General features: G+C 74.6%; 14 protein-coding genes. 8 read left to right on the top strand and 6 right to left on the bottom strand.

Features of this window, described 5'->3' with window-relative positions; genetic code table 11:
- Positions 1–203: 203 nt before the first annotated feature.
- Together greA and JD79_RS02335 are read left to right on the top strand one after the other, a co-directional pair.
- Complete coding sequence (gene greA / locus JD79_RS02330; RefSeq protein ID WP_110004237.1) at positions 204–704, top strand: transcription elongation factor GreA; 501 nt, start codon at positions 204–206, stop codon at positions 702–704.
- 26 nt (positions 705–730) lie between these two features.
- Positions 731–1,051: an RNHCP domain-containing protein gene (locus JD79_RS02335; protein ID WP_110004238.1), complete on the top strand. Its 321-nt coding sequence runs from the start codon at positions 731–733 to the stop codon at positions 1,049–1,051.
- Positions 1,052–1,132: 81 nt separating this feature from the next.
- Here JD79_RS02335 and JD79_RS02340 read toward each other — a convergent pair whose 3' ends face one another.
- The 4 genes from JD79_RS02340 to ilvA form a co-directional block, all read right to left on the bottom strand.
- Positions 1,133–3,193: a M3 family metallopeptidase gene (locus tag JD79_RS02340; protein WP_110004239.1), complete on the bottom strand. Its 2,061-nt coding sequence runs from the start codon at positions 3,191–3,193 to the stop codon at positions 1,133–1,135.
- 86 nt (positions 3,194–3,279) lie between these two features.
- Entirely contained in the window at positions 3,280–4,086 is an 807-nt protein-coding gene (locus tag JD79_RS02345) for an ABC transporter permease (RefSeq protein ID WP_110004240.1), read from the bottom strand.
- Positions 4,083–5,096, bottom strand: a complete 1,014-nt coding sequence (locus tag JD79_RS02350) for an ATP-binding cassette domain-containing protein (protein ID WP_110004241.1) — start codon at positions 5,094–5,096, stop codon at positions 4,083–4,085. Before JD79_RS02350 ends, JD79_RS02345 begins: the two co-directional genes overlap by 4 nt.
- Positions 5,097–5,210: 114 nt before the next feature.
- Positions 5,211–6,425 (bottom strand): threonine ammonia-lyase, encoded by a 1,215-nt coding sequence (gene ilvA / locus JD79_RS02355; protein WP_110004242.1) that lies wholly within the window; start codon positions 6,423–6,425, stop codon positions 5,211–5,213.
- A gap of 67 nt (positions 6,426–6,492) precedes the next feature.
- Here ilvA and JD79_RS02360 point away from each other — a divergent pair, with 67 nt between their 5' ends.
- The 4 genes from JD79_RS02360 (at position 6,493) to JD79_RS02375 (ending at position 10,848) form a co-directional block, all read left to right on the top strand.
- Entirely contained in the window at positions 6,493–7,956 is a 1,464-nt protein-coding gene (locus tag JD79_RS02360) for a sigma 54-interacting transcriptional regulator (protein ID WP_245899560.1), read from the top strand.
- Positions 7,953–10,007, top strand: coding sequence for a VWA domain-containing protein (locus JD79_RS02365; protein WP_245899562.1), 2,055 nt, complete (start codon positions 7,953–7,955; stop codon positions 10,005–10,007). The genes JD79_RS02360 and JD79_RS02365 overlap by 4 nt, the downstream gene beginning before the upstream one ends.
- The gene (locus JD79_RS02370; RefSeq protein WP_110004244.1) at positions 10,004–10,462 is read left to right on the top strand and encodes a GNAT family N-acetyltransferase; all 459 of its coding nucleotides are present in this window, start codon (positions 10,004–10,006) and stop codon (positions 10,460–10,462) included. Before JD79_RS02365 ends, JD79_RS02370 begins: the two co-directional genes overlap by 4 nt.
- 101 nt (positions 10,463–10,563) lie before the next feature.
- Entirely contained in the window at positions 10,564–10,848 is a 285-nt protein-coding gene (locus tag JD79_RS02375; protein ID WP_110004245.1) for a hypothetical protein, read from the top strand.
- Here JD79_RS02375 and JD79_RS02380 read toward each other — a convergent pair.
- Entirely contained in the window at positions 10,814–12,178 is a 1,365-nt protein-coding gene (locus JD79_RS02380; protein WP_245899564.1) for a DUF2252 domain-containing protein, read from the bottom strand. The genes JD79_RS02375 and JD79_RS02380 overlap by 35 nt on opposite strands.
- Positions 12,179–12,246: 68 nt before the next feature.
- On the opposite strand from JD79_RS02380, the gene JD79_RS02385 reads away from it, so the two are divergent.
- Positions 12,247–13,269 carry an SGNH/GDSL hydrolase family protein gene (locus JD79_RS02385; protein ID WP_110007342.1) on the top strand — a complete coding sequence of 341 codons (1,023 nt, stop codon included), beginning with the start codon at positions 12,247–12,249 and terminating at the stop codon, positions 13,267–13,269.
- Between the two features lie 128 nt (positions 13,270–13,397).
- Entirely contained in the window at positions 13,398–14,618 is a 1,221-nt protein-coding gene (locus JD79_RS02390) for an acetyl-CoA C-acetyltransferase (protein WP_110004246.1), read from the top strand.
- 107 nt (positions 14,619–14,725) lie between these two features.
- On the opposite strand, the gene JD79_RS02395 is transcribed toward JD79_RS02390, so the two are convergent.
- Positions 14,726–15,655: a Bax inhibitor-1/YccA family protein gene (locus JD79_RS02395; RefSeq protein WP_110004247.1), complete on the bottom strand. Its 930-nt coding sequence runs from the start codon at positions 15,653–15,655 to the stop codon at positions 14,726–14,728.
- Between the last annotated feature and the right edge of the window lie 101 nt (positions 15,656–15,756).

Genomic DNA, 15,756 nt, shown 5'->3' on the forward strand with positions numbered 1-15,756 from the left:
CGAGGCGACGACGGGACGCCGCGAGCCCCGTCCCCCGGACGCGTGGATGTGGTGCTCGTCACGGGGGCGTCGAGTACGGTCCGCTCCCCTGCGGGGTCGCCCGAGTCCCTGCAACGGCCTCTCGGCCGGTGTTAGTTTGGCCGGATCGACGTCGACCGCCTCCCCGACCGGGGAGGTGGCCCCGAGCTGCAGGAGTACCGCGCGTGACCACCCCCACTGAGAACGAGCAGGGCATCTGGCTGACCCAGGAGGCCCACGACCGGCTGAAGGCCGAGCTCGACCAGTTGGTGGCCGGCCGGCCCGCCATGGCCGCCGAGATCAACGCCCGCCGCGAGGAGGGCGACCTCAAGGAGAACGGTGGCTACCACGCCGCCAAGGAGGAGCAGGGCAAGCAGGAGGGCCGGATCCGGCAGCTGACCGACCTGCTGCGCAAGGCGCGCGTCGGCGAGCCGCCCACGACGGCCACCACCGCGGAGCTGGGCACGGTCATCACCATCCGCTTCCAGGGCGACGACGAGACCGAGAAGTTCCTGCTCGGCTCGCGCGAGATCGCCGGCACGACCGACCTCGCCGTCTACTCGCCGGAGTCGGCGATGGGCTCGGCGATCATGGGCGCGGAGCCGGGGACGACGGTCACCTACAAGGCGCCGAACGGCCGCGACATCACCGTCGAGGTCGTCGCCGTCGAGCCGTTCGTCCCCTGACCCGGGCCGCGCGCCCCGTCACGGGCATGACCCGCTCCCGGCGGGCGGAGAACACCGGCTTCGTCTGCGTGCACTGCGCCGCCGACGTCCCCGCGAACAGCGACGGGCACTACCGCAACCACTGCCCGGCCTGCCTGTGGTCGCTGCACGTCGACGACCTGCCCGGTGACCGCGCCAGCGAGTGCCGGCAGCCGATGGAGCCGATCGGGCTGGTCGAGAAGTCCGGCAAGGGCTGGCAGGTGGTCCACCGCTGCACGGCGTGCGGCCACCGCCAGCCCAATCGGCTCGTCCGCGACGGCGACGCCCCCGACGACCTCGACCTGGTCCTCTCCCTGCCCTGGCTGTGACGCACTCCTGGGGTCCTCCTCGCGGTCCCGGGGTCCTGCAGGACCCCTGAGGCACGAGGAGCACCTCAGGGGTGCGCTCCCTCAGGCCGGGGCGAGGCCCCGGCGGCGGAGCAGCGGGGCGGGGTCGGCGTCGCGGCCGCGGACGGCGCGGAAGGCCTCCAGCGGGTCCACCGAGCCGCCGCGGGAGAGCAGCCGCTCACGGAAGACGTCGCCGTTCTCCCGGCGCAGGCCGCCGTTCTCGCGGAACCACTCGACGGTGTCGGCGTCGAGGACCTCCGACCAGATGTAGGAGTAGTAGCCCGCCGCGTAGCCGCCGGCGAAGACGTGCTGGAAGTACGTCGTCCGGTAGCGCGGCGGCACCAGGTCGTCGGCGACGCCGGCGTCGGCCAGCGCCCGCCGCTCGAACTCCGCGGGGTCGCCGATCTCGGTCTCCGGGGTGATGCGGTGCCAGGCCTGGTCGAGCAGCGTGGCGGCGAGGTACTCCAGCGTCGCGAAGCCCTCGCCCCACAGCCGGGCGTCGTCGAGCGCCTCGACGACGGCCGGGGGCAGCGGCTCGCCGGTCTCGACGTGCCGCGCGTAGGCGGAGAGGACCTCCGGCCACAGCGCCCACATCTCGTTGACCTGGCTGGGGAACTCGACGAAGTCGCGGGGCACCGCGGTGCCGGCGAAGCGCGGGTAGGTCACCGCCGAGCTCAGCCCGTGCAGGGCGTGCCCGAACTCGTGGAACAGCGTGTCGACCTCGTCGAGCGTGAGCAGCGTCGGCCGCCCCTCGGGTGCCCGGGCCACGTTGAGGTTGTTGACGACGACCGGCCGGGTGCCGAGCAGCCGCGACTGGGTCACGAACGAGCTCATCCACGCCCCGCCGCGCTTGCCCTCGCGGGCCGTGAAGTCACCGAGGTAGAGGCCCACCGCCTCGCCGTCGGGGCCGCTGACCTCCCACACGCGGACGTCGGGGTGGTAGCCGGCGAGGTCGGGGCGCGGGCTGAAGCGGAAGCCGTAGAGCAGCTCGGCGGCCCGGAAGACGCCGTCGACGAGGACGCGGTCCAGCTCGAACCACGGCCGCAGCGCCGCGGTGTCGACGGCATAGCGCTCGGCGCGCACCCGCTCGCTGTAGAAGGCCCAGTCCCACGGCGCCAGCTCGTCAACGCCGTCCCGGGCGGCGGCCTCGGCCAGCACCTCCGCCTCGGCCCGCGCGTTCGCCGTCGACGGACCGACCATCGACGAGAGCATCGCGTCGACGGCGGCGGTGCTCCCGGCGGTCTGGTCGGCGAGCACCAGGTCGGCGTGGGTGGCGAAGCCCAGCAGCCGCGCCCGCTCGGCGCGCACCCGCGCGATCCGCGCGGCGACCGGGCCGTTGTCGTGCTCGCCCGACGACGCGCGGGTCACCGACGCCTCGAACACCCGGCGGCGCAGCTCCCGGTCGCGCAGCTTGGCCAGCACCGGCTGACCCGTCGGGAGCAGCAGCGGCAGCACGTACCCGTCGAGGCCGCGGTCGGCGGCGGCACGGGCCGCCGCGGCGACCTCCTCCTCGCCCAGCCCGTCGAGCTCGGCGGCGTCGGCCACCCGGACGGCGGCGGCCTCGGTGGCCAGCTGCAGGTTCTGCCCGAACTGCGTGGACAGCTCGGAGAGCTCGCGGTTCATCTCCGACAGCCGGGCGCGGCCGGCATCGTCGAGACGGGCGCCGGCGAGCACGCGGTCGAGGTGGTGGCGCTCGACCAGCCGGACCGCCTCGGGGTCCAGCCCCGAGGCGTGTCGCGCCTCGTGGACGGCGTCGACGCGGGCGAACAGCACGGGGTCCAGCCGCAGCGCGTCGGCGTGCGCGGCCTCCAGCGGCGCGAGCTCGCGCTCGATCTCGCGCAGCCGCGGCGAGGACAGCGAGGAGGAGAGGTTGCCGAACACCGCCTCGGCGCGGCGCAGCAGCGCACCGGAGCGCTCGAGCGCCTCGACGGTGTTCTCGAACGTGGGCGGCTCGGCCGACCCGGTGATCGCGCCGAGCTCGGCGCGCTGCTCGGCCATCCCGGCCAGCACCGCCTCGCGGCAGTGCTCGAGGGTGGTGTCGGCGAACGGCGGCAGCCCGTAGGGCAGCGGCGACTCGGACAGCAGCGGGTTGGACGACACGGCGGGGGCGGGATCGGCGCTCATCGAGCGCCATCCTCCGCCCCCGCCCGGCCCCTCCGCAGGGGCCTCCCCGTCCCGGCGACGGCGTCTGCGGCGCCGGGACGAGGGGCTCAGCGGCTGGCGGTCCGCTTGTAGAGCCGCACCGACAGCGGGAGGAACACCGCGACGATCACCGCCGCCCAGAGCAGCGAGTACAGCGCCGGGTGCTGCAGCGACCAGGCCTCCGGCGCCGGCAGGCCGGGCACGGTGTTGCCGAACAGCTGCCGCGATGCCTCCACCACCGCCGACACCGGGTTCCACTCGGCGAAGGCGCGCAGCCACGACGGGAAGCTCTCCAGCGGCACGAAGGCGTTGGAGGCGAACGTCAACGGGAAGATCACGATGAAGGACGCGTTGTTCACGACCTCCGGCGTCCGCACCAGCAGCCCGACGACCGCCATCAGCCAGCTGATCGCGTAGGAGAACACGAGCAGCACGAGGAAGCCGGCCGCCGCCTCACCCGCCGAGGTGTGGATCCGCCAGCCGACGACGAGGCCGGTCAGCGCCATCACCGCGACCGACAGCGCGTTGAGCCCGGCGTCGGCGACCGTCCGGCCCACGAGCACGGCCGAGGACGCCATCGGCAGCGACCGGAACCGGTCGATGAGCCCCTTCTGCAGGTCGTCGGCGACGCTCGCCCCGGTGATCGTGGCGCCGAAGACCACGGTCTGGGCGAAGATCCCGGGCAGCAGGAACTCCGCGTAGGACAGGTCGCCCGGGACCTGGATCGCGCCGCCGAAGACGTAGCGGAACAGCAGCACGAACATGATCGGCGACAGCGTCGCGAAGAACAGCAGGTCGGGCACCCGCTTGACCTTGATCAGGTTCCGGCGGGTGATCGTCAGGCTGTCGCTGACGGCCACGGACAGCGAGCTCATCGGGCACTCCCTGCGGTCTCGGCGGGCACGCGCCCGGCGGTCTCCCCGGCGTCCGGGTCCTGCTCGCCGTCCTCGGCCGCGTGGCCGGTCAGGCTGAGGAAGACGTCGTCGAGGTCGGGCCGGCGCAGCCCGATGTCGAGCACCTCGACGTCGGTGCCGGCCAGCAGGCGCAGCGCCTCGGCCAGCGAGTCGGTGCCCCCGCGCACCGGCAGGCTCAGCCGCCGGGTCTGCTCGTCGGGGTGGGCGCCGCCCGCCGACAGCGGCACCAGCAGCCGGGCGGCCTCGGCGAGGTCCCCGGCGCGGCCGACGGTCAGCTCCAGCCGCTGCCCGCCGACCTGGGCCTTGAGCTCGTCGGCGGTGCCGCGGGCGATCACCCGGCCGCGGTCGATCACCACCATCCGCTCGGCCAGGCGGTCGGCCTCCTCGAGGTACTGGGTGGTCAGCAGGATCGTCGTCCCGCCGCCGGCGAGGTCGGCGATGAACTCCCACATGCCCAGCCGGCTGCGCGGGTCCAGACCGGTGGTCGGCTCGTCGAGGAACAGCACCCGCGGGCGGGCGATGAGCGAGGCGGCGATGTCGAGCCGGCGCCGCATGCCGCCGGAGTAGGTCTTCGCCGGCCGGGCCGCCGCGTCGGTGAGGTCGAAGCGCTCGAGCAGTTCCTCCGCCCGCGCCCGCGACTGCTGCCTCCCGAGCCGGTAGAGCCGCCCGACCATCTCCAGGTTCTCGAAGCCGGTGAGGTACTCGTCGACCGCGGCGTACTGGCCGGTCAGCCCGATGAGCGAGCGCACCCGGTCCGGCTCGCGCAGGACGTCGACCCCGGCCACCTCGGCGCGGCCGCCGTCGGGCTGCAGCAGCGTGGTGAGGATGCGGACGACGGTGGTCTTGCCCGCCCCGTTGGGCCCGAGCAGGCCGAGCACGCTGCCCTCGGGAACGGCGAGGTCGACCCCCGCCAGCGCGGTGTTGGACCCGAAGCGCTTCTGCAGTCCCTCGACGAGGATGGCGTTGCTCATGCCCGCGAACCTAGGTGTGAGCACCGACACTTCCCGGACCCTCGTCGCGCACCGCGGACCATCTCCATGCCACACCGACCGCGGCGACGGCGGGAACTCATCGCCGGCGCCGGCTCAGCCCTCCGAGACGGGGAACCCGGCGTCCTCCAGCGCGGTGACGACGGTCCGCGCGTGGTCGGGGCCCCGGGTCTCGAGGACGACGAAGACCTCGACCTGCCCGAGGTCCAGGCGGGTCGAGGTCCGCTCGTGCTCGACCTCCAGGACGTTGGCGCCACCCTCGGCGAGGACCGCGAGCACCGCCGCGAGCGACCCCGGCCGGTCGGGCACGGCCAGGCGCAGCCGCAGGTACCGGCCGGCCGCCGCCATGCCGTGCTGGACCACCTTGAGCAGCAGCACCGGGTCGACGTTGCCGCCGGACACGACGGCGACCACCGGCGGCGGGAAGGCCTCCGGCTCGGCCAGCACCGCCGCCACGGCGGCCACCCCCGCCGGCTCGACGACGAGCTTGGCCCGCTCCAGGCAGAACAGCAGCGCGCGGGAGAGGTCCTCCTCCCCCACCGTGCGCACCTCGTCGACCAGGTCGCGGACGTGCGCGAGCGTGAGGTCGCTGGGCGCGCCGACGGCGATCCCGTCGGCCATCGTGGACACCCCGGTCAGCGGCACGGGGTACCCGGCCGCCAGGGAGCCGGGGAAGGCGGCGGCCCCGGCGGCCTGCACCGCCACGATCCGCACCTCCGGCCGCCGGGCGCGGACGGCGGCGGCGACGCCGGACACGAGCCCGCCGCCCCCGGTGCAGACGACGAGCGTGGCGACGTCGGGGCACTGCTCGAGCACCTCGGCGCCCACGGTCCCCTGCCCGGCGATGACGTCGGGGTGGTCGAAGGGGTGGATGAAGACCGCGCCGGTCGCCTCGGCGTGCGCGACCGCCGCGGCCAGCGCCGCGGTGAGGTCGACGCCGCCCAGGCGGGCCTCGGCGCCGTAGCCGCGGGTGGCGGCCACCTTGGGCAGCGGCGCGGACTCGGGCATGAAGACGGTGGCCGAGATCCCGAGCATGCGGGCGGCCAGCGCGACGCCCTGCGCGTGGTTGCCGGCGCTGGCCGCGACCACCCCCCGCGCCCGCTCCTCCGGCGTCAGCCGCGACAACCGCACGTAGGCGCCGCGGAACTTGAACGAGCCGGTGTGCTGCAGGTTCTCGCACTTGAGGTGCACCGGGCCGCCGACCCGCTCGGCCAGCGCGCGCGAGTGCTCCAGCGGCGTGCGGCGTGCGACGCCGTCGAGCAGGTCGGCCGCGGCGGCGACGTCGGCACCGGTGACGAGGTCGGCTCCCATGCCGTGATCCTCCCAGGGGCGGCCGGGCCGCTCCCGCATCCTCGCTGGTCGTCGTACCGTGGCTGAGGTGACGGACGTCGCCCCAGCGCAGACCCCACCCGCACCCACGACCCTCGGCGCGCTCCGTGCGGACGGAGCCGCCTTCCGGCCGGTCAAGGCCGAGATCCGCGCCAACCTCCTCGCCCGCCTCGGCACCGGCGAGCCCAGCCTGCCCGGCATCGTCGGTTTCGAGGACACCGTCGTCCCCGAGGTCGAGCGGGCCCTCATCGCCGGCCACGACCTCGTCCTGCTCGGCGAGCGCGGCCAGGGCAAGACCCGCCTGATCCGCACCCTCGTCGGCCTGCTCGACGAGTGGACGCCGGTCCTGGCCGGCAGCGAGCTCAACGAGCACCCGCTGAACCCGGTCAGCGTGTGGGCGCACCGCCAGATCGCCGAGCACGGCGAGGACACCCCGGTCGGCTGGCTGCACCGCAGCGAGCGCTTCGGCGAGAAGCTGGCCACCCCCGACACGAGCGTCGGCGACCTCATCGGCGACGTCGACCCGATCAAGGTCGCCGAGGGCCGCACCCTGGGCGACCCCGAGACGGTCCACTACGGCCTGGTCCCGCGCACCAACCGCGGCATCTTCAGCGTCAACGAGCTGCCCGACCTCGCCGAGCGCATCCAGGTGGCGCTGCTCAACGTGCTCGAGGAGCGCGACATCCAGATCCGCGGCTACCGCGTGCGGCTGCCGCTGGACCTGCTGCTCGTGGCCAGCGCCAACCCCGAGGACTACACCAACCGCGGGCGGATCATCACCCCGCTCAAGGACCGCTTCGGCGCCGAGGTCCGCACGCACTACCCGCTGGAGCTGGCCGACGAGATCCGGCTGCTCCAGCAGGAGGCGCGGACCAGCGGGCTCGGTGCGCCGAGCGGGCACGACGGCTTCGACGCTCCCGTGGTCCCCCAGCACCTGGTCGAGATCGTCGCCCGGTTCACCCGGCTGGTGCGCGAGTCCAGCCACGTGGACCAGCGCTCGGGCGTCAGCGCCCGGTTCGCCATCGCGGGGCTGGAGACCGTCGCCGCCTCCGCCGTCCGCCGGGCCGCGATCGCCGGGGAGACCCGGCCGGTGGCGCGCGTCGTCGACCTGCCGGGCATCGTCCCGGCCAGCCGCGGCAAGGTCGAGTTCGCCGACTCCGGCAGCGACCCCGACGACGACCGGGAGACCGAGGTACTCGAGCACCTGCTGCGGCAGGCCACCGCGCAGACCTTCCGCGCCCGGTGCGGCGGGCTGGACCTGACCGGCCTGCAGGAGCACTTCACCGGCGGGGAGACCGTCGAGTCCGGCGAGCTCGTGCCGGGCGCGGCGCTGCTGGGCCAGCTGGGCACCATCCCGCGGCTGGCCGAGCTGCTCGGCCGCCTCGGCGTGCCCGAGGGCGAGGAGTCCGCCGAGCAGGCCGCCGCCGCCGTCGAGTTCGCCCTCGAGGGCCTCTACCTCACCCGCCGGCTGGCCAAGGACACCGACGGCACGCGGACGGTCTACGGCGCATGAGCCGTCCCCGCCCCGGCAGGGGCTACCGGTACGGCCGCTGGCGGGGCGGGCCCGACCCGCTCGCCCCGCCCTACGACCTGGGCAGCGCCGTCGACGAGATCGGTGACTCCGTGCTCGGCGGCAGCGGCGTGCGGGAGGCGCTGCGCGAGCTGCTGCGCCGCGGCATGGACGGCCGGCGCGGCCTGGACGAGCTGCGCCGCTCGGTGCGCGAGCGGCTGCGGCAGGCGCGCACCGCCGGCCGGATGGACGGCACGCTGCAGGAGGTCCGCGAGCTGCTCGACCGGGCGCTGGACGCCGAGCGCCGCGCGCTGTTCCCCGACCCCGACGACGCCGCCCGCCTGGCCGAGGCCGAGCTCGACGCGCTCCCGCAGGACACCGCGGGCGCCGTGCGGGCGCTCAAGGACTACCCGTTCCGCTCCCCGGAGGCGCGGGAGGCCTACGACCGCATCCAGGACCTGCTGCGGCGGGAGGTCCTCGACAGCTCCTTCGCCAACATGAAGCAGGCGCTGGAGAACGCCAGCGAGCAGGACATGCAGGCGGTCAAGGACATGGTCGCGGACCTGTCCCGGCTGGTGGACGCGCACAACCGCGGCGAGGACACCGACGAGCAGTTCCGCGAGTTCATGGACCGGCACGGGCAGTTCTTCCCCGACGACCCGCAGTCGGTGGAGGAGCTGATCGACTCCCTCGCCCGCCGGGCGGCCGCCCAGGAACGCATGATGGCCGGCCTGTCGCCGGAGCAGCGGGCCGAGCTGGCCGACCTCATGGCCCAGACCATGTCCGACATGGGGCTGGCCAGCGAGATGGCGCACCTGCAGGACGCGCTGCGCCGGGCCCGCCCGGACCTCCCCTGGGGCCAGCGCGGCCAGGTCCCCGACGGCGAGCAGGCCCTCGGCCTCGGTGACGCCACCAGCGCCGTCGCGGAGCTGGCCGACCTCGAGGCGCTGTCCAACCAGCTCTCGCAGGGCTACGCCGGCGCCTCGCTGGCCGACGTCGACGAGGAGCTGCTCGAGCAGGCGCTGGGCCGCGAGGCCGTCGACGACCTCGCCGCGCTGCGGCAGATGGAGCGCGAGCTGGAGCGGCAGGGCTACCTCAACCGCTCCGACGGCAAGCTGGAGCTCTCCCCGAAGGCGGTGCGCCGGCTCGGCGCCACCGCGCTGCGGCGGGTGTTCGCCAAGCTCGACGCGGCCGGCCGCGGGGAGCACGACGTCGCCGACGCCGGTGCCGCCGGGGAGCTCACGGGCAGCTCGCGGGAGTGGCAGTTCGGCGACGAGCAGCCGCTCGACGTCGTCCGGACGGTCCGCAACGCGGTGCTGCGCACCGCCGGCACACCCTCCGGGGACGGCGACCGGAAGGTCCGCATCGCGGTCGAGGACTTCGAGGTCGTGGAGACCGAGCGGCGCACCGGGGCCGCCGTCGCGTTGCTGGTCGACCTGTCCTACTCGATGGCGCTGCGCGGCACCTGGGGTGCGGCCAAGTCGACGGCGATGGCGCTGCACTCGCTGGTGACGACGCGCTTCCCGCAGGACGCGATCCAGATCATCGGCTTCTCCTCCACCGCCCAGGTGCTCAAGCCCGAGACGCTGGCCGAGCTGTCCGTGGACACGCTGCAGGGCACCAACCTGCAGCACGGGCTGATGCTGGCCCGCCGGTTCCTGGCCCGGCACCGCGACGCCGAGCCGGTGGTCCTGGTGGTCACCGACGGTGAGCCGACGGCGCACCTGGAGGAGGACGGCACGCCGTACTTCTGCTGGCCGCCGATGCCCGAGACGATCGCCAGGACCGTCGCGGAGGTGGAGCGGGTGGCCCGGTCGGGCGCGACGCTGAACGTGTTCGCGCTCGACCCGGAGCCGAGCCTGGTGCACTTCGTCCACGACATCACCGCGCGGGCCGGCGGCCGGGTGTTCACCCCGGACAGCGACCGGCTCGGCGAGTACGTCGTCGCGGACTACCTGCGCACCCGCCGGGGCGCCGGGCGCGCTGACCGGGCCGCCGCGGGCTGCGCGCCCGCGGCGGCCCGCCGGACGACGTCGAGGAGACTGGGCCGGTGACCAGTGAGCCCGCGGCCGTCTCGGTCGAGGAGGTCGGCGTCGACGTGGTGCTGCCCCTGCGCAGCGCCGTCCTGCGCGACGGCGGGCCGGCGGCGCTCCCCGGCGACGACGACCCCGCGACCGTGCACCTGGCCGCGCGGACCCCCGACGGCCGGGTGGTGGGCGTGGTCCGGCTCGCCCCCGCCCCCTGCCCGTGGCGGCCGGCGCGGGAACCGTGGCAGCTGCGCGGCATGGCCACCGACCCGGGGGTCCGGGGCACCGGCGCCGGCCGCGCGCTGGCCGCGGCGTGCCTGGCGGTGGTCGCGGCACGCGGCGGCGACCTGCTGTGGTGCAACGCGCGCGTGACGGCGGCCGGCTTCTACGAGCACATGGGCTTCACCGTGGTGACCGACGCCTTCGACGTCGACCCGATCGGCCCGCACGTCGGCATGCTCGCCCCCGTGCCCGGCCGCTGAGTCCCGTCGGCCCGACCGGTCACCCCTGGCATGACCGGGTACGTGCGCACCGCGGAGGGCACCCGCACCGCTCCGGGCCGCAGTGGCCGCTGTTCGAGCGGATGGCGCCCACCCTCGAGGCCGACGCCGAGGCGCTCGCCTTGACGCAGGCGGCGCCGCGGGCGCGGCTGTGGGCTCCGGTCACCGCGCACGCGGTCGTCCTGCTCGGGACGGAGACCTCCCCGTTCACGGCCGGGGCGGCCGACTCGCTCGTCGCCGCCCTGACCTCCGCGGAGCGCGTGGAGGTGCCCGGCCGCGACCACCGCTGGGAGGCGGCCGGCCTCGCCGACGTGCTGGCCGCCTCCCTGCCGGTCAGCGGCGGATCGGGTGCGAGCCGCTCGAGCTGATGCCCGGGATGCGCCCGGCGCGGAAGGCGTCGACGAACAGCCGGTGGTCCTCCTGCGTCTGCCGGGCGTAGGAGTGCGCGAAGTCGACCAGGTCGGCGACGAACTCCTCGCGCCGGTCGCCGACCATCGCCGCGACCGCGTCCTCGGTCTGGAAGTCGACCAGGGTGTGGTCGCTGTCGGCGTCGCCGACGCAGTGCATCTTGGCCGTCGCCCGGCCGAGCTGGGCCACGACCGGCGCCATCTCCTCGGGCTCGGTGAGGTCGTCCCAGTCCAGGTCGACCTCGTAGGGCGAGAGCTCCTGGACGACGAACCCGACGCCGTCGATCTCGGTGTGGCCGAGGAACTGCGAGGCGTTGGCCTGCAGTGCCCGCTGGCTGACCGCGGTCCGGTGCCCGTGGTGCTCGAAGTACGACCCGATCCGCTCGTCGCGGACGATCCGGCTCGGCGCGGCCACGTTGCCCTGCTTCAGCGACAGGACGACGTCGTTCTCCAGCGCCTGGTCGTAGCCCTCGAGCAGCACGTTGTAGGCGGGCAGCCCCGCGCTGCCGATGCCGAAGCCCCCGGTGCCGATGACGTCCTTGACGTCGTAGGCGACGTCGCGGCGGCGCACCGGCGGGTGGACGGTCTCCCGCCACCGGTCGAGCGCGGCCAGCACCCGCCCGCGCTCGTCGTCGTCGAGGCGGCGGGTCCGGCCGCCGTCGGTGAAGCGCCGCTGGTAGCCCTCGACGACGGTCATCCGCTCCAGCAGCGAGGCCCGCGTCCGCGTCGTCGTCTCGAGGATGGCCTCGCGGACGGCGCCCTCGGTGTTCGCGAGGGTCAGCGCGAAGCTGCGGTCGTCCTCGGAGCGGCGGAACGCCTCCACCTGGTCGAGGTAGGCGCCCAGGTAGGTGCGCAGCAGGTCGGCGATGACGTCGTCGCCGAGCGCCTTGCTCCACGACAGCAGCGCGAAGCTGGCGGCGAAGCGGCGCAGGTCCCAGGTGACCGACCCGACGTAGGCCTCGTCGAAGTCGTTGACGTCGAAGACGATCCGCCCGGCACCGTCCATGTAGGTCCCGAAGTTCTCCGCGTGCAGGTCGCCCTGGATCCACACCCGGGCGGTCCGCTCGTCGACCCACGGGTCGTCGGAGGCGGCCATGTCGGCGTAGAAGAGGCAGGCGCTGCCGCGGTAGAAGGCGAAGGGGTCGGCGGCCATCTTGCGGAACTTGGTGCGGAAGGCGTCGGCGTCGGCGGCCATGAGCTCGGAGAAGGCCTCGACCAGGACGTCGACGATCAGCTGCGAGCGGTCCCCGGACGTTCTCCCGGAGGCCACCCGTCGGGGGGATTCGGGCACGGGGGGCACCGTAGAGGGCGGCTAGCCTGCAGGACAGGCGGTTGTGCGGGGGGACGATCGGAGTGGCGGTGACCAGAGCGGGCACGGCACGGCGGCTGGCGTCCGCCGCCGCGTACGGCGGCGGCGGCCTCGGCCTGGCCGGTGCGGGCCTCCTCGGGCTGCTGCGCCTCGAGGCCCGGGCGGCGCGCAGGCGGGTGGAGGCGCGGACGTCGAAGCAGGACCCGCCTCCCGGCGACGGCGTCTACGGCCGCGGCCGCGGCAAGCCGCTGGTCTTCACCGTGCTCGGGGACTCCAGCGCCGTGGGCCTGGGCGTCGAGCGGGCCACCGAGACCCCCGGCGTGCTGCTGGCCGCCGCGCTGACCGAGCTCGCCGAGCGTCCCGTCCGGCTGGTCCGGCTCGCCGTCTCCGGCGCGGAGTCCTGCGAGCTGGACCCGCAGGTCGAGCGCGCCCTGGCCGAGCGCCCCGACGTCGCCCTGATCATGATCGGCGCCAACGACGTCACCACCCGCACCCGCCCCGCGGTCTCGGTGCGCCACCTCGCCGACGCGGTGCGGCGGCTGCGCGAGTCGGGCGCGGAGGTCGTCGTCGGCACCTGCCCCGACCTCGGGACGGTCCGGCCGATCGGGCAGCCGCTGCGGCTGCTCGCACGGCGGTGGAGCCGGCAGCTGGCGGCGGCGCAGACGATCGCCGTGGTCGAGGCCGGCGGGCGGACGGTGTCGCTGGGCTCGGTGCTCGGGCCGAGCTTCGCGCAGGACCGCTCGCTGTTCAGCGTCGACGAGTTCCACCCGAGCGCCGCCGGCTACGCGCAGGCCGCCGCCGTGATCCTCCCGGCGCTGGCCGACGCGCTCGGCGTCTGGCCGACTCCCACCGGGCGCCGCCGGGAGCGCCGCGGCACGGTGCGTCCCGTGGCGCGGGCCGCGGCGCGGGCGGCCGGCCGGCCGGGCACCGAGGTCCGGGCCACCGAGGTCCGGGGCTCCCACACCGGGCCGCTGGGCACCTGGGCGCGGCTGCTGCGCCGGCGGCCCACCGAGCTGCCGACGCCCGAGGAGGCCGGGGAGGCCGCCGAGGCCGTGGAGGTCCCGGTCGGGTAGGCCGGCCTGTAACACCCCGGGGGTCTGTAGCAGGCGCGGCCGCAGGAGATCCGGGGTACGGGGGTAGTTTCCGGGGTGACCGATCCCGGCGCTCCCGGCCCCGGGAGCCCCTCAACGCGGAGGACCCCATGCCCGAAGCCGTCATCGTCGCGACCGCGCGCTCCCCCATCGGGCGCGCGTTCAAGGGGTCGCTCAAGGAACTGCGTCCCGACGACCTCGCCGCCACCATCGTCCGCGCGGCGCTGGACAAGGTCCCGGCGCTGGACCCGACCGACATCGACGACCTGATCCTCGGCTGCGGCCTGCCCGGCGGGGAGCAGGGCCACAACATGGGCCGCGTCGTCAGCGTCCTGCTCGGCATGGACCACCTGCCGGGCACCACGATCACCCGCTACTGCTCCTCGTCGCTGCAGTCCACCCGCATGGCGATGCACGCCATCAAGGCCGGCGAGGGCGACGTCTTCATCTCCGCCGGCGTCGAGATGGTCTCCCGCTTCGTGAAGGGCAACAGCGACTCGCTGCCCGACACTCACAACCCGGTGTTCGCCGAGGCCTCGGCCCGGGTGGCCAAGACCGCCGAGAGCGGCGCGGACTCCTGGACCGACCCGCGCGAGCACGGCGACGTCCCGGACATCTACATCGCCATGGGCCAGACCGCCGAGAACCTGGCGCTGCTCAAGGACGTCTCCCGCCAGGAGATGGACGAGTTCGCCGTCCGCAGCCAGAACCTGGCGGAGAAGGCGATCGGCGAGGGCTTCTGGGAGCGGGAGATCACCCCGGTGACCACGCCCGACGGCACGGTCGTCAGCAAGGACGACGGCCCGCGCGCCGGCACCACGCTCGAGGGCATCTCCGGTCTCAAGCCGGTCTTCCGCCCCGACGGCCGGGTGACCGCGGGCAACGCCTGTCCGCTCAACGACGGCGCCGCCGCGGTCGTGGTCATGAGCGACACGAAGGCCCGCGACCTCGGCCTGACCCCGCTGGCCCGCATCGTCTCCACCGCGGTCACCGGCCTGTCGCCGGAGATCATGGGCTACGGCCCCGTCGACGCCTCGAAGCTGGCGCTGCAGCGGGCCGGCATGACCATCGACGACATCGACCTGGTCGAGATCAACGAGGCCTTCGCCGCGCAGGTCATCCCCAGCTACCGCGACCTGGGCATCGACATCGACAAGCTCAACGTGCACGGCGGCGCGATCGCCGTCGGCCACCCGTTCGGCATGACCGGCGCCCGCATCACCGGCACGCTGCTCAACGGCCTGCAGACCACGGACGGCACCTTCGGCCTGGAGACCATGTGCGTCGGTGGCGGCATGGGCATGGCGATGGTGCTCGAGCGCCTCAGCTGATGTGAGGACCTCCTGACACGACAGTGGCCCGGCCCCCGCGAGGGGACCGGGCCACTGTCGTGTGCGGCCCCGCTGCCCACGCCGGGCGTGGGACAGCGGGTCGTTGCTCAGTTGTCCTGGAAGTAGGACAGCAGTCGCAGGATCTCCAGGTACAGCCAGACGACCGTGACGAGCAGGCCGAAGGCGATGTACCAGGCGAACTTGGCCGGGGCGCCGCGGCGGATCGCCTGGTCGGCCATGTCGAAGTCGAGCAGCAGCGAGAAGGCCGCCACACCGATCACGACGAGGCTGAAGACGATGGCCAGCGGGCCGCCGTCGCGCAGGCCCAGGCCGCCCGGGACGAAGAACGACACGAGCAGGTTGACCAGGACGAGCGCCAGGACGCCGAACAGCGCGCCGACGATCCAGCGGGTCAGCTTGGGGGTGACCCGGATGGCGCCGGTCTTGTAGACGACCAGCATGCCGGCGAAGACACCGAAGGTGCCGATGATCGCCTGGACCACGATCCCGGGGTAGATCGTGTTGAAGGCCTCGCTGATGGCGCCGAGGGCGACACCGTAGAGCGCGCCGTAGGCCAGCGTCGCCACCGGGTTGGCGATCTGCTTGAAACTGATCACCAGGCCCAGGACGAAGGCCACGAGCACGGCGGGCAGCGCCAGGCCCCACGCGGCCTGGCCGGGCAGCGCCCAGACGGCGGCGGCGGCCAGGACGGTGACGAGGAACGACAGGCCCGTCTTCTGGACGACGTCGTCCATCGTCATGTAGCGGGTGGTCGGCGGGCCGTACGGAGCGCCGGCGGGGGCCGGGGCGCCGTACTGCTGGTCGTAGCCCTGCGGGGCGCCGTAGGGCTGGCCGTACTGCTGGCCGTAGGCGGGAGCGCCGTAGCCGGGGGCGCCGTACTGCTGCTGGCCGTACCCCTGCTGGCCGTACTGCTGCCCGTAGCCCGGGGCGCCAGGGCCCTGCTGGCCGTACTGCTGGCCACCGCCTGATCCGGCGTTGGCGAAGCCCCGGCCGAAGACCGGGTTGTGGCTGGGCATCGTCATCTCCTCGAGGTGACTGGTCGGTCGGTGGGCCACGATCTCGCATCCCACTCGGTCGGTACAACGCAGCAGGTGGCCCGCGCGTTCCGCTGGGGACC

Origin of the sequence: Geodermatophilus normandii, from assembly GCF_003182485.1 — a bacterium.
Classification (GTDB): Bacteria; Actinomycetota; Actinomycetes; order Mycobacteriales; family Geodermatophilaceae; genus Geodermatophilus; species Geodermatophilus normandii.